Source organism: Frankia sp. CpI1-P, assembly GCF_001421075.1.
Taxonomy (GTDB): Bacteria; Actinomycetota; Actinomycetes; order Frankiales; family Frankiaceae; genus Frankia; species Frankia torreyi.
The window spans coordinates 133,679-146,823 of record NZ_LJJX01000009.1 but is presented as its reverse complement, the minus strand read 5'-3'; the positions used below and the strand labels follow the sequence as shown (position 1 = coordinate 146,823).

Sequence of the window (13,145 nt, the reverse complement as noted above, 5' to 3'; positions counted from 1 at the left end):
NTTCATCCGCTCGTAGTCAACGGCGCCCTGACCGGTGGCGAAGCCGATGCCGGGGCCCTTGGAGATGTCCCGGGTGCCCAGGTTCGACGTCATGATCAGGACGGTGTTCTTGAAGTCGACCAGTCGGCCCTGGGAGTCGGTCAGGCGACCGTCCTCCAGGATCTGCAGGAGCGTGTTGAAGACGTCGGGGTGCGCCTTCTCGACCTCGTCGAACAGGACGACCGAGAACGGCTTGCGCCGCACCCGCTCGGTGAGCTGGCCGCCCTCCTCGTAGCCGACGTAGCCGGGCGGGGAGCCCACCAGCCGCGAGACGGTGTGCTTCTCCATGTACTCGGACATGTCGAGCTGGATGAGCGCGTCCTCGTCACCGAAGAGGAACTCGGCGAGCGTCTTGGACAGCTCGGTCTTACCGACACCGGACGGGCCGGCGAAGATGAACGACCCGCCGGGACGCTTGGGGTCCTTCAGCCCGGCACGAGTGCGCCGGATCGCCTGCGAGACGGCCTTGATGGCCTGCTGCTGGCCGATGACCCGCTTGTGCAGCTCGTCCTCCATGCGGAGCAGACGGGCCGTCTCCTCCTCGGTGAGCTTGAAGACCGGGATGCCCGTCCAGATGGCGAGCACCTCGGCGATCTCCTCGTCGCCCACCTCGGCGACGACGTNCATGTCGCCGGCCTTCCACTCCTTCTCCCGCTTCGCCTTCTCGGACAGGAGGGTCTTCTCCTTGTCCCGCAGCGAGGCGGCCTTCTCGAAGTCCTGCGCGTCGATCGCGGACTCCTTGTCCCGGCGGACACCCGCGATGCGCTCGTCGAACTCGCGCAGGTCCGGCGGCGCGGTCATCCGGCGGATGCGCATCCGCGAGCCGGCCTCGTCGATCAGGTCGATCGCCTTGTCCGGCAGGAAGCGGTCCGAGATGTACCGGTCGGCCAGGGAGGCGGCGGCGACCAGGGCGGCGTCGGTGATCGAGACGCGGTGGTGCGCCTCGTACCGGTCGCGCAGGCCCTTGAGGATCTCGATGGTGTGCGCCACCGACGGCTCCGCGACCTGGATCGGCTGGAAGCGGCGCTCGAGCGCGGNGTCCTTCTCCAGGTGCTTGCGGTACTCGTCGAGGGTGGTGGCACCGATGGTCTGCAGCTCACCGCGGGCGAGCATCGGCTTGAGGATCGACGCGGCGTCGATCGCGCCCTCCGCGGCGCCCGCGCCGACCAGCGTGTGCAGCTCGTCGATGAACAGGATGATGTCGCCGCGGGTGCGGATCTCCTTGAGGACCTTCTTCAGCCGCTCCTCGAAGTCACCGCGGTAGCGGGAACCGGCGACCAGGGCGCCGAGGTCGAGGGTGTAGAGCTGCTTGTCCTTCAGGGTCTCGGGCACCTCGCCCTTGACGATCGCCTGCGCCAGGCCCTCGACGACGGCGGTCTTGCCGACTCCGGGCTCGCCGATCAGGACCGGGTTGTTCTTGGTCCNGCGCGACAGCACCTGCATGACGCGCTCGATCTCCTTCTCGCGCCCGATNACCGGGTCGAGCTTGGACTCGCGCGCCGCCGCGGTGAGGTTGCGGCCGAACTGGTCGAGCACCAGCGAGGTGGACGGGGTGCCCTCGGCCGGAGCGCCGGAGGTGGCCGTCTCGCCCTTGCCCTGGTAGCCGGACAGGAGCTGGATGACCTGCTGGCGCACGCGGTTGAGGTCCGCGCCCAGCTTGACGAGCACCTGGGCGGCGACGCCCTCGCCCTCGCGGATCAGGCCGAGCAGGATGTGTTCGGTCCCGATGTAGTTGTGGCCGAGCTGGAGGGCCTCCCGAAGCGACAGCTCCAGGACCTTCTTCGCACGCGGGGTGAACGGAATGTGCCCGCTCGGTGCCTGCTGGCCCTGGCCGATGATCTCCTCGACCTGAGACCGCACACCCTCAAGGGAGATGCCGAGGGACTCGAGGGCCTTGGCGGCGACGCCCTCGCCCTCGTGGATCAGGCCGAGCAGGATGTGCTCGGTCCCGATGTAGTTGTGGTTGAGCATCCTGGCCTCTTCTTGGGCCAGGACGACGACCCGACGTGCCCGGTCGGTGAATCTCTCGAACATGTGCGCTCCTTCGAGCTGCGACCGACCACACGACAGCCGGTATCCGCATGCTAGCTCCGCCGAGGCATGTCCTCACGCATCGAACAGAAACCTACCCGCNGGCTCCGTCCACTTCGTCGGGGACGGAGGACCAGCTCAACTGCCGGTCCGACCAGCNGAGACGCCTAGGGCAACCGTGGCCGACCAGCCATGATTCCGTCACGTCGTTCCGCCAAGAGCAGAACGACTCGAGCCGCGCGGCACCATCGCCGCCCGCCCGCTCGGGGCGGTGGGATCCGCCCGCCAGGCGGTCTCCCGCCCGAGCCGACTCTCCCTCGTCGCTACCGACGGTAGTCGATGGTGGGGTGCCTTCTGTTGTGATTGGCGCCACATGCACATCGCTTTGNCATTTTGATGTTACTGTTCGGCGTCAAGACTTTAAAGATCTTGCAATTGTCGGACTCAACGCCTTCCTATAGCTACTTTACGTGCGCCAACCGCGGACCGCGTGCCGAACGCAGGTCAGACCGCAAGACCTCCATTACCCTGCGTATCTATCCAGGCACGCATGCGCCGCTCCCGTTCGGTGTCGTCGGTGAAGGGGCAGGTCGTGCAGTACTCGTCCCCGAGNCGGTGCGCGAGGCAGCACGATCCACAGCGCATCCCGGTGTAGGGCCGGCCGCGATGGACGAATTCGTGCCAACGCGGGCGGGCACGCATCGTCGGGGCCNCCCGTTCGAAGAAGGCGTCCGCCTCCTGCCGTCCCGCATCGGGGTCCCCGGTGGCCCGCTCGGTCAGCAGGAAGGCCCGGGCGCACTGAGCGGCCACGGCGCCCCAGAGGGCCGGGTAGCCGAGTCGGACCCGCGCCCGCAGCTCGCGGACGAACGGACTCAGATGGGTGAGCACCTCGTCCACGAGGACCTCCCGCAGCGCGGCGAGATCGCCGACCACCCGGTCCGACCCGACGTGGGGCCGCGTCGCCCGGTCGACGGGGCCCTCGGCTGGCGCGGAGTCGGCCAGCGCCGTCCCGACGGGCAGGTGCAGCGCCGTCCGGTCGAACCAGCCGCTGTCGAGCTCCCGCAGCGACATTCCCGCCGGTCCCAGGTCCGGGACTCGCCGCAGCAGCACGTAGGAGGCGATGGCGGGCGCGACGACGGCGGCGGAGTACCAGTTGGCCAGGTAGCTCGCGGCGACCTCGGGGCTGGCGCCGGGATGGGACCGGGCGATCCGGGCCAGCGACCGCGTCACTCCCGCCGGGCCGGAGAGGAAGGCGCAGTCCGCCCAGCCGGGGCCGGTCGGCACGCCGTGACACAGGCTGCGAGGTTCCAGCGCGCTGGCGAGGCTAGGCGGGACCATTCCCTGGGCGGCGGTCGCGCTCGACTCCCGTGGGGATCGGGGAGGCGAGGATCCGCCTTCGGCGGCCGGCTCCCGCGGCGTTGCGGGAGCCGGCAGTGGCACGAGCATTTACTTAGGTAAGGCTAACTTCAGGCTTGCTGTCAAATGCGTGTGGCCCCACCGGCATGCATGCCGGGCATGAGGTGTTCCGCGGCCCCTATCCGTTGTGGGCTCTGCGGCACCTCACCGCCACCCTGCGTGCAAGTGGTAGAACCGACATCCGCCGTCCTCCGGCGCTCGCGCCGGAGTTGGCCGCGAGCTCGCACCCGACTGCATAACGTGGCCGATTGTCCTCGGGTCGTCGGCGTCGCGCATCCGCAGGTCACCTTGGAGTGCCGCACCGCAGGTGGCGGGGTGCGAGCCGTTGGCGCGAACGGGTGGGCGAGATCGGTCGGCGGCGCGGCGGCGTGGTCGGCCCGGCGGCGCGGCACGACTGGGGCGCTGTGATCTGCCGTGGCCACCCATACCGGAAAGTCGCCGATCACCTACCGCGACAGTGTCAGCTTGACACGTTGTGTCCGTTATGGAACGTTTTGTAGCTCTCGGCGATCCGTGTGCGTACCTGGGCGGGGATCGTNCATCCCTTGCCGGTACGGTGCGTGTGCACGGGTCGGAGATCTTCTGTTCACGGCCCGGCTGTTACGGCGCTACGCAAGTCTGTTCCATTCGACGACGAATAGGCCAGGGTTGATGGGGCTGAAAGATCTTCCCGTCGCGGTCGGAGACCGGCATGTGGCCGCGTTCCAACGGGCGGGTTGGGAGGTGGCTCGCNGCAGCGGTAGCCACGTCGTGCTCCGCCGGGCCGGGGTGCAGGCGAATCTCTCGGTGCCCTGCAATGGACAGGAGGTCAAGCGGCCGCTGCTGGCCAAGCTCATCGAACGAGCCGGACTCACCCCGGAGGAGTACTGCGACTACTTCCGGCGGCGCTGACGATCCGCTGTCGTAGGGGCCGCGGAGCTCAGGCCGCCACCCGGACCGGGACGGACAGCTCCGTCGGTAGTCTGTCGGCGTCGGGCTGCTCGTGCCGGCCCACGCTGAGGTGCTGGCCGCTCTGGACCTCCAGGACGAGGATCATCGCGTCGAGGATGTTGTCCACCGTCTCGTCGAGACTGTCGCCCTGGGACACGCACCCTGGGAGCTCGAGGACCTCCGCGATGTAGCCGCCGTCGATTTCCGCCGGTTCGATACGTATCGTATAGACCTGGTCTGCACTACGTATCGTCATGATTGTCTGCTTCCAAGCCGCCGACATCTGCGTTAGGTGAGAGCCTAGCGTTCAGGGGAGCCAGCCGCCTCGGGTACCGGCTGAAGACCACCCCTCCTTCAGGACCTGATCGTGCCATCGCCGGCCGCGATCGCCCCCGGGCACCGCCGGACGGAGGGTCAGCGGCGGTCATCGGCGAGGTAGCGGTCGACCGCCGTGGCGATGGCCTGCTGGCCGCGGGCCGTCGGGTGCGCGCTGAGGTCGCGGGCCGGCGGCAGCAGGCCGATCGGGGCCACCCAGGAGTCCTTGGTACAGATCTCGTGGCCGCGCAGCGCCCGGTCGGTCGCGACGTACTCCACGTCCGCGTCGGCCGCCGCCCGTCGGATCACCCGGTTCAACTGGCTGTTCAGGTTGGTGAGCTGGCGCCGTTCGGTGTTGCTCAGCCATTTACAGGTGTTCTTGCGCTGGCTGCTCGGGAAGATGTCGGGATATCCGACGACGAGGATCCTGGAGTGTGGCGCCGCCGCCTTCACCGCAGCATAGTTCGCGCTCAGGACGTCCGGGAGTTCCTTGGTGATGAGATTTCGCTCGCGCTTGTCCTCGCCATCCCAGAAACATTTCCAGGCGAAGCAGCTCAGGATTACGTTGCTGAAACCGGCGTCGTTGCCGCCGATGGTGATGGTGACGACATCCGGGGCGGTGCGCAGCCGCCGCAACTGGGTGAGCTGTGGCACTTCGCCCTTGAACGATTCGTTGAGGGCGTCCGTGGTCGCCCCGGCGCACGCGGCGAACAGCGCGACGGTGGCCGGCGGCTCCATGGTGGCGAGTTTTCGCGGCCACGCCTGGTTGCTACGCCGACAGCGGGGCGTGAGCACGTCGAAGGGCGGACTGCCCTCGCCGGAGGAGTAGGAGTCGCCCAGCACCGCCAGGGTGCGGGGGCGCGCCGCCGCGAACGCCGGTGCATTCCATCCGGACGACGCCGTCACGGCGGTATACAGAAATACCGTCGACAGCGCGAGAAGGAAGGGCCGGACGAGACGCCCGGCCCGGCCGGGCCCGTCACCCGTCCAAGCCTCCGAGGATCGGTCCCGCATAGCTTGGAATCGTAACCGGTGGAACCGGTCGCGCACCCCGGATCCGGCGGGCTGTCGGTTGTCCGACCACCATCCGGGGGAGAATTCGTCCGCCGCTCGCCGGACGAATCACGCCGGGGCCGGAATCAGATGTTCTTCTCGAAGACCAGGCGGAGACCGATGAGTGTGAGATGCGGCTCGTGCCGGTCGAGCGTTTCGCTCTCCTTGACGACGAGCGAGGCGAGCCCGCCGGTGGCGATCGCGGTCGCGTGCGCGCCGAGTTCGGCGCGGATCCGTCGGACCAGCCCGTCCACCTGCCNGGCGACCCCGTAGATCATCCCGGACTGCAGCGCCTCGACGGTGCTCTTGCCGATCACCGACCGCGGCGGGGTGAGCTCGACCTTGCGCAACTGCGCCGCCCGGGACGCCAGCGCGTCCAGCGCGATCTCGATGCCGGGCGCGAGCACCCCGCCGATGAACTCGCCCCGCGCCGAGACCACGTCCAGGTTCGTCGAGGTCCCGAAGTCGACGACGATCGCCGGCCCGCCGTACAGGTGATGCGCGGCGAGCGTGTTCATGATGCGGTCCGCCCCGGCCTCCTTGGGGTTGTCGATCAGGATCGGCACCCCCGTCCGGGTACCCGGTTCGACGATGACGACCGGAATGTCGCGGAAGGCGCGGACCACCATCCGGCGCAGCTCCCGCAGCGCCGCGGGGACCGTCGAGCAGATCGACACGCCCGTGATCCGATGCTCGCCGAGCAGCCCGCGGTAGAGCAGCACGAGCTCGTCGGCGGTGGCGTGCGGATCGGTGCGGACCCGCCAGGAGTCGGCGAGGTCGTCGCCGTCGAAGACGCCGACGACGGTGTTGGTGTTGCCGACGTCGATGGCGAGCAGCATCAGGACTCCTCCACGGTCGGGCCCGCCGGGCTCGGGCCCGCGCAGTCCGGTCCCGACTGCCGGCCGGGATCGAGATCGAGGCCGAGATCGAGAGCGGGCGCCGAGTGGGTCAGGGCGCCGACCGCAAGATAGTCCACCCCGGTGGCCGCGATGTCCGCGGCCACCCGCAGGCTCAGCCCGCCGCTGGCCTCCAGGCGTACCCCCGCGGGCCTCGCGACGGCCACCGAGGCCCGCAGGTCCCGCGGGGTCATGTTGTCGCAGAGGATGAGGTCCGCCCCCGCGGCGACCGCCTCGGCGACCTGGTCGACGGTGTCGCACTCGACCTCGACGGGCAGCCCCGGGAACCGGGCCCGCACCGCGGCGAAGGCCGCCGCCACCCCGCCGGCGGCGACCACGTGGTTGTCCTTGATCAGGGCGGCGTCGGTCAGCGACATCCGGTGATTGCTGCCCCCGCCGCAGCGCACGGCGTACTTCTCCAGGGCGCGCAGGCCGGGCAGTGTCTTGCGGGTGTCGCGGATCGCCGCGCCCGTCCCGGCGACGGCGTCGACCCAGGCCCGGGTCAGCGTGGCGATCCCGGACAGGTGGCACAGCAGGTTCAGCGCGGTGCGCTCGGCGGTGAGCAGGCCCCGGACCGGGCCGTTGACCCGGGCCACCGTCGTGCCGGGGGAGACGGCGTCGCCGTCGCGGGCGGTCAGGGTGACGGTCACGGACCGGCCGAGCAGGCTCTCGAACACGGCCGCGGCCACCGGCAGCCCGGCGACCGTCCCCGCCGCGCGGCTGACCAGGGCGCCGTGCCCGACCAGGGCAGCGTCGACGGTCGCCTCGGAGGTGGCGTCGACCGCGCCGGCGCCGCCCGGGCCGTCCGGCTCGCAGCTCGGCAGGTCCTCGGCGACGGCCCGGCCGATCACCGCGACGACGCCTTCGGGGTCAAGGCCGGCCGCGGCCAGCGCGCTGCGGGTGGCGGGGGACAGCCGACCGCTGTGCACCTCGGTCCAGCCGTGCACCTCGGTCCAGCCGTGCACCTCGGTCTGGCCGTGCCCGTCGGTCTGGCCGTGCACGTCGGTCCCGCTCACGGCGCCGGCCGCATGGGTTCGACGTTGATGATCAGTTCCCCCTCCGGGTCGAGCCGGGTCAGGATCCGGCCGAGCCAGTGCGCGTCGTCGCGGTCACCGAAGTCCTCCCGCCAGTGCGAGCCCCGCGTCTCCGTGCGGGTCGCGGCGGCGGCGACCAGCGCGGTTGCGACGGTACGCAGATTGGTCATCTCCCAGGCCGGCGGGCCGGCGGTCACGGTTGCGCCGCTGACCCGAAGGTCCCCGAGGCCGGCGAGGACCTTCGCCGTCGCCCGCAGGCTGTCGGCGCTGCGCAGCACCCCGGCGCCGTCGGTCATCGCCCGGGTCAGCTCGGCGCGTTCGGCCGGATCGGTCAGTCCGCTGCCCCGGCCGACGACCGGGGCGGCCGGCACCGCGTCCCGGCACCGGCCCGCGTGCTCGGCGCCCGCGATGTCCTGGGCGATGCGGGCGGCGAAGACCAGGCCCTCCAGCAGGCTGTTCGACGCCAGCCGGTTGGCGCCGTGCACCCCGGTGCAGGCCACCTCCCCGCAGGCGTACAGGCCGGGGACGGTGGTGCGGCCCCACAGGTCGGTGCGCACCCCGCCGGAGGCGTAGTGGGCGGCCGGCGCGACCGGGATCGGCATGGTCACCGGGTCGACGCCGACGGAGCGGCAGCGAGCGGTGATCGAGGGGAAGCGTCGCTCGATCGTCTGCGCCCCGAGCCCCCGGGCGTCGAGGTAGAGGTGCTCGACCCCCTGCGCGGCCATCACCCGCGACATCTGCTTGGCGACGACGTCGCGGGGGGCGAGGTCGGCGAGCGGGTGGGCACCGGCCATCACCCGCGCTCCGGCGGCGTCGACGAGGACGGCGCCCTCGCCGCGCATCGCCTCGCTGACCAGCGGCTGCTGGCCGCCGGGTTGGGCGCCCACCTGGGCCGATTCCGCCGGCGGCAGCCACAGCGCGGTCGGGTGGAACTGGACGAACTCCAGGTCGGCGACGACGGCGCCGGCCCGCAGCGCCAGTGCCACGCCATCGCCGGTGGAGACGCCCGGATTGGTGGTCGAGGCGAAGATCTGCCCCATCCCGCCGGTCGCGAGCACGACCGCGGGCGCGGTGACCGCCCCGACGCCGTCCTGACTGCCCTCGCCGAGCACGTGCAGGGTCGCGCCGGCCGCCCGGCCGTCGGCATCCCGCAGCAGGTCCAGGACGAGCGCGTTCTCGATCACTTCGACCGCCGGATCGGCCCGCACCGCGGCGATCAGGGCCCGCTCGACCTCCAGCCCGGTGGCGTCGCCGCCGGCGTGGACGATCCGGTTGCGCAGGTGTCCGCCCTCGCGGGTGAGGGCGAACGAGCCGTCGTCGGCCCGGTCGAAGCGCGCGCCGAGCTCGGCGAGTTCCCGCACCCGGGCCGGTCCCTCGTCGACCAGCACCCGCGCGGCGTCCGGGTCGCACAGGCCGACGCCGGCGACGAGGGTGTCGGCGAGATGGTCGGCGGGGGAGTCCTCGGCGGCGAGCGCCGCGGCGATCCCGCCCTGCGCCCAGCGGGTGGAGCCGGCGTCGAGATGCGCCTTCGTGACCAGCAGGACCCGGGCCGCGGGCAGCTCCCGGCGCAGGTGCAGGACCGCGGTGAGGCCGGCGATCCCCGATCCGATGACGACGATGTCCGCGGCGCGGCTCCATCCTGGACGCGGCGCGCCGAGCCGGCACGGTAGCACGATCACCGGGGCGCCACGACCGTCCGGCTCGCCGCGACCGCGACGGGGGCCTGGTGGACCGGGGTGCCCCGGCGGGCGGCGGCCGTCACCGGGTTGGCCGGCACGGCGACGTCGCCGCGCAGGCTCGAGGGATCGTCGGGAAGCGCCTCGGCCGGGTCGTGCCCACGGCCGATGATCCGGTTCTCGGCGTCGACGAACAGCACCCTCGGGACGTGCCGGCGCGCCTCGGCGTCATCCATCATCCCGTAGGCGATGATGATGACGAGGTCCCCGGGCTGGACCAGCCGGGCCGCCGCGCCGTTGATGCCGATCACGCCGCTGCCGGCCGGGCCCGCGATCGCGTACGTCTCCAGGCGGGCCCCGTTGTTGATGTCGACGATCGTCACCTGCTCGCCGGGGAGCAGGTCGGCGGCCTCGAGCAGGTCGGCGTCGATCGTCACCGAGCCTACGTAGTGCAGGTCGGCCTGGGTGACCGTGGCCCGGTGGATCTTGGCGGTGAGCATGGTGCGCAGCACGGTCAGGCTCCCTGGGTGTCGGTGGGGAGGATGAGCGAGATGTTGTCGATGAGGCGGGTCGTGCCCACGCGGGCGGCGACGAGCAGCAGCGCGGGGCCGCCGCGCACCGGCCCCAGGTCCTCGGGGCTGGCCAGTTCGAGGTAGTCGACGTCCACGCCGTCCGCCGCGTCGAGCACGGCGCGCGCGGCCGCGAGCACCGCCGGCGCCCCGTCGCCGGCGGCCGCCGCGCCGGCGGCGAGCGCCCGGGACAGCGCGAGCGCGTCGGTCCGCTGCTCGGCGGTGAGGTAGACGTTGCGGCTCGACCTCGCCAGGCCGTCGGGCTCGCGGGCCGTCTCCACCCCGATCACGGTCACGTCGAAGGCGAGGTCGGCGACCATCCGCCGGATGCAGACGAGCTGCTGGGCGTCCTTGCGCCCGAAGAACGCCAGGTCGGGCTGGACCAGGTGCAGCATGGTCCCGACGAGGGTGAGCATCCCGTCGAAGTGGCCGGGGCGGGACGCCCCCTCCAGCACCGCNCCGAGCGGGCCGGCGCTGAACCGGACCAGCGGCGGCGGATCGTGGATCACCGCGGGGGCGAACACCACGTCGACTCCCTCCCGGGCGNACACCGCGAGGTCCGCGGCGAGCGTGCGCGGATAGCGGTCGAGGTCCTCGCCCGCGCCGAACTGCAGCGGGTTGACGAAGATCGTGGCCACCACCTGGTCCGCCCGGGCGCGGGCCGCGCGCAGCAGGCTGGCGTGCCCCTCGTGCAGCGCCCCCATGGTCATGACGACGGCGCGGACCGGCCGGTCGTGCCGCGAGGCCGCGCGGGCGGGCCCCGCCTCGCCCGCGGCGGCGGCTCGCGGGTGCGCGCCGGCCGCCCGGTCCAGTGCGACGAGGGCGGCCCGTAGCTCGGCCCGGTCGCGAGCCAGCACGGGCCGACCGGGTCCGCCCGGCGCTGGCGCCGGGCTGGGGATGGCGGTGGGCCGCGCCGCCGTTGCGGGAAGCTCGGCGGCCGCCGCCGTGGGCCGGGCCGCCGCCGCGGGATCGGCGGTCGCTGCAGGCTCGGCGGCGACGGACTCGGAACCGGTGGGCCGGCCGGGGCGCGGGGCGCGGTCGGGCGCGGTGGAGGAGACGATGCTCATGGTTTCCGTTCCAGTCCTCGGGTGGGGTACCGGACGTCGAGCGCCACTGTAACTCGCCCGCAATGCTCGCCGCGACTCCCTGTGATCCGGGCATCGTCCCGATGATCCACGTGCCGTTTCCCCAGCCCCGCGCCCGTGCCCCGCGCCCCTGCGAGGGGTCGACAGCGGAGCGTCACCCCGGGGGCATCGCCCGGCGGTCCGAACGGGCAGGTACCCGGGTGCCGACCGCGCCGGCCGCGCCGACCGTGGCGGCGGTGCCGGCCGTGGCGGCGGTGCCGATCGGCTGGGTGGGCAGGTCGGGCCGGCGCGGGCCGTCGGACCCGGGCTGGCCGCCGCGCCACACGCGCTCCCCGAGCAGGGTGAGCACGGCCGGCATGAGGATCACCCGGATCAGGGTGGCGTCGATGAGGATCGCCGCGCCCAGGCCCACCCCGAGCTGCTTCATGCTGACCTGGGACAGCGTCGCGAAGATCGAGAACACCGCGACCATGATGACCGCCGCGCTGGTCACCACCCCCGCGCTGCGCCGCACCCCCACCGTCACCGCGTCGCGCATGGACAGNCCGGCCTCCCGGGCCTCCCGCACCCGGCTGAGCACNAAGACCTGGTAGTCCATCGACAGCCCGAACAGCACCACGAACAGCATCAGCGGCAGCCAGTTGGTGACGGCCCCGGTGGAGGTGTAGCCGAGCAGCCCGTCTGCCCAGTGGTGCTGGAAGACGGCGACGAGCAGGCCGTACGCGGCCCCCACCGACAGCAGGTTCAGCCCGACGGCCACGGCCGCGACCAGGGTGCTGCGGAACGCGGCCAGCAGCAGCCCGAAGGCGAGNACCATGACGAAGCCGATGACCAGCGGGATCCGACTGTTGAGGCGGGCGTTGAAGTCCGCGGAGCCGGCGGTGGTGCCGGTGACGTCGGCGTGCAGGCCCGGCGTGGCGCCGATGGTCGCCGGGATCACCACGGACCGCAGCGTGTGCAGCGCCTTGACCGACTCCCTGTCCGTACCGCTGCCCGCGATCGGGATCTTCACCCGGGCGACCCGATGGTCGGCGGTGATCGTGACGACCACCGGCTCGAACATCCGGCCGCTGGCGAGCGCCCGGGTGCGCAGCGCGTCGATGGCGGCCCGCGCCTGCGGGGTGGTGACGTCGTTGCCGTCGGCGCCGGAGACGACCACCGCCGCGGCCACCTCGCCGCCGGGGAACGCCGCGGAGAGCCGCTCGTAGGTCTTCATGATCGGCAGGTTCTTCGGGATGTCATCGATGCCGGGTTCGGCGGTGTGCATCCCGAGTGCCGGCAGGGCCAGCAGCACCAGCAGTCCGCCGGCCACCGCGGCGACCATCCCGGGCCGGCGCAGCAGTCGGCCCATGATCCCCGGCCTGGCGAGCTGTTCCTGGTAGGCGCGCCGCCGCGCGAGCAGCTCCTCCCGATGGTCGCCCGACCGGTGCCCGTCGTGCCTGGGGTCGTCGTTCCTGGGGTCGTGGGCGGCGGGGTCCAACGGCTCGACCGGCTCGGTGCCGGCCCGATCACGCCGCCTCACGAGGCGGCCGCGCCGGGCGGGCCGTCCCGCGCGGCGGTGCCACGGCAGGCGCAGCAGCTCCACCCGGTCGCCGAGCAGCGACAGCAGCGCGGGCAGCACGGTCAGCGAGCCGAGCACGGCCACCAGGACGACGATGATCGTGCCGACGGCGACCCCGGTGAACACCGACAGGCCGGTGATGAACAGGCCCGCCATGGACGCCGCGACGGTGAGGCCCGAGACGAGAACNGCGTGCCCGGAGGTCTCGGCGGCGATCTCCAGAGCGCGCTCGGGCCCGTGGCCGGCGGCCCGCTCCTCGCGTTCCCGGCGGATGTAGAACAGCGCGTAGTCGACGCCGACCGCAAGCCCGATGAGCAGCATGACCGAGGTCGCCGTGTCGTCGGTCGGGAACAGCCGGCTGGCGAAGGCGACCAGGCCCAGCGCCCCGACGAAGGCGGTCAGCGCCAGCGCCATCGGGATCACCGCGGCGACCACCGCGCCGAACACGGCCAGCAGGATGCCGAGAGTCAGCGGGATGGCGAGCAGCTCGGCGCGGTGGAAGTCCTTGCCGACGGTGGCATTGAGGGCCTTGTCGGCGCN

General features: G+C 72.3%; 10 protein-coding genes and 12 pseudogenes. 2 read left to right on the top strand and 20 right to left on the bottom strand.

What is annotated here, in order from left to right; genetic code table 11:
• Nucleotide 1: 1 nt before the first annotated feature.
• From FF86_RS43850 to FF86_RS43830, 6 genes and pseudogenes are all read right to left on the bottom strand, one after another.
• Nucleotides 2-662: pseudogene (locus FF86_RS43850) on the bottom strand (AAA family ATPase); the annotation flags it as partial.
• A gap of 1 nt (nucleotide 663) precedes the next feature.
• A pseudogene (locus FF86_RS43845) lies at nucleotides 664-1,076 on the bottom strand (UvrB/UvrC motif-containing protein); the annotation flags it as partial.
• Nucleotide 1,077: 1 nt separating this feature from the next.
• Nucleotides 1,078-1,463 (bottom strand): annotated as a pseudogene (locus tag FF86_RS43840) (AAA family ATPase); the annotation flags it as partial.
• A 1-nt stretch (nucleotide 1,464) separates the two neighbouring features.
• A pseudogene (locus FF86_RS62055) lies at nucleotides 1,465-1,512 on the bottom strand (hypothetical protein); the annotation flags it as partial.
• A 1-nt stretch (nucleotide 1,513) separates the two neighbouring features.
• On the bottom strand, nucleotides 1,514-2,073 hold a 560-nt coding region (locus FF86_RS43835; RefSeq protein WP_304438109.1), incomplete at its 3' end, for a Clp protease N-terminal domain-containing protein.
• A gap of 501 nt (nucleotides 2,074-2,574) precedes the next feature.
• Nucleotides 2,575-2,682: pseudogene (locus tag FF86_RS43830) on the bottom strand (Fe-S oxidoreductase); the annotation flags it as partial.
• Between the two features lie 1,455 nt (nucleotides 2,683-4,137).
• Between FF86_RS43830 and FF86_RS65700 the strand changes: the two are divergent.
• A pseudogene (locus FF86_RS65700) lies at nucleotides 4,138-4,218 on the top strand (hypothetical protein); the annotation flags it as partial.
• Between the two features lies 1 nt (nucleotide 4,219).
• Nucleotides 4,220-4,377, top strand: a 158-nt coding sequence (locus FF86_RS65695) for a type II toxin-antitoxin system HicA family toxin (RefSeq protein WP_396229818.1), incomplete at its 5' end; no start/stop codon positions are given.
• A gap of 28 nt (nucleotides 4,378-4,405) precedes the next feature.
• Here FF86_RS65695 and FF86_RS08655 read toward each other — a convergent pair.
• The 14 genes and pseudogenes from FF86_RS08655 to FF86_RS43785 all read right to left on the bottom strand — a co-directional run.
• Nucleotides 4,406-4,672 (bottom strand): type II toxin-antitoxin system HicB family antitoxin, encoded by a 267-nt coding sequence (locus FF86_RS08655; RefSeq protein ID WP_035923406.1) that lies wholly within the window; start codon nucleotides 4,670-4,672, stop codon nucleotides 4,406-4,408.
• Nucleotides 4,673-4,830: 158 nt separating this feature from the next.
• Nucleotides 4,831-5,637, bottom strand: a complete 807-nt coding sequence (locus tag FF86_RS08650; RefSeq protein ID WP_082121707.1) for an SGNH/GDSL hydrolase family protein — start codon at nucleotides 5,635-5,637, stop codon at nucleotides 4,831-4,833.
• Between the two features lie 233 nt (nucleotides 5,638-5,870).
• Nucleotides 5,871-6,043, bottom strand: a pseudogene (locus FF86_RS43825) (pantothenate kinase); the annotation flags it as partial.
• 1 nt (nucleotide 6,044) lies between these two features.
• On the bottom strand, nucleotides 6,045-6,623 hold a 579-nt coding region (locus FF86_RS08645), incomplete at its 3' end, for a type III pantothenate kinase (protein ID WP_242418408.1).
• Nucleotides 6,623-7,594: a carboxylating nicotinate-nucleotide diphosphorylase gene (gene nadC, locus FF86_RS08640; protein ID WP_370657241.1), complete on the bottom strand. Its 972-nt coding sequence runs from the start codon at nucleotides 7,592-7,594 to the stop codon at nucleotides 6,623-6,625. The genes FF86_RS08645 and nadC, both read right to left, overlap by 1 nt.
• A gap of 98 nt (nucleotides 7,595-7,692) precedes the next feature.
• Nucleotides 7,693-9,393 (bottom strand): L-aspartate oxidase, encoded by a 1,701-nt coding sequence (locus FF86_RS08635; protein ID WP_044883978.1) that lies wholly within the window; start codon nucleotides 9,391-9,393, stop codon nucleotides 7,693-7,695.
• Nucleotides 9,390-9,902, bottom strand: coding sequence for an aspartate 1-decarboxylase (gene panD, locus FF86_RS08630; RefSeq protein WP_044883977.1), 513 nt, complete (start codon nucleotides 9,900-9,902; stop codon nucleotides 9,390-9,392). The genes FF86_RS08635 and panD overlap by 4 nt, the downstream gene beginning before the upstream one ends.
• Before the next feature lie 2 nt (nucleotides 9,903-9,904).
• Nucleotides 9,905-10,417: pseudogene (locus FF86_RS43820) on the bottom strand (pantoate--beta-alanine ligase); the annotation flags it as partial.
• A gap of 1 nt (nucleotide 10,418) precedes the next feature.
• A pseudogene (locus FF86_RS43815) lies at nucleotides 10,419-10,505 on the bottom strand (hypothetical protein); the annotation flags it as partial.
• A 1-nt stretch (nucleotide 10,506) separates the two neighbouring features.
• The coding region (locus tag FF86_RS43810) for a pantoate--beta-alanine ligase (RefSeq protein WP_242418407.1) at nucleotides 10,507-11,026 on the bottom strand (520 nt) is incomplete at its 3' end.
• 172 nt (nucleotides 11,027-11,198) lie between these two features.
• On the bottom strand, nucleotides 11,199-11,588 hold the full coding sequence (locus FF86_RS43805) for an MMPL family transporter (protein ID WP_396229814.1): 390 nt from the start codon (nucleotides 11,586-11,588) through the stop codon (nucleotides 11,199-11,201).
• A gap of 37 nt (nucleotides 11,589-11,625) precedes the next feature.
• Nucleotides 11,626-11,855 (bottom strand): annotated as a pseudogene (locus FF86_RS43795) (MMPL family transporter); the annotation flags it as partial.
• 1 nt (nucleotide 11,856) lies between these two features.
• Nucleotides 11,857-12,794: pseudogene (locus FF86_RS43790) on the bottom strand (MMPL family transporter); the annotation flags it as partial.
• 1 nt (nucleotide 12,795) lies between these two features.
• A pseudogene (locus tag FF86_RS43785) lies at nucleotides 12,796-13,144 on the bottom strand (MMPL family transporter); the annotation flags it as partial.
• Nucleotide 13,145: the final 1 nt, after the last annotated feature.

Bases quoted from the DNA above. Each gene is read 5' to 3' on its own strand.
- FF86_RS08655 (WP_035923406.1), bottom strand. From the start codon at position 4,672: ATGACGATACGTAGTGCAGACCAGGTCTATACGATACGTATCGAACCG.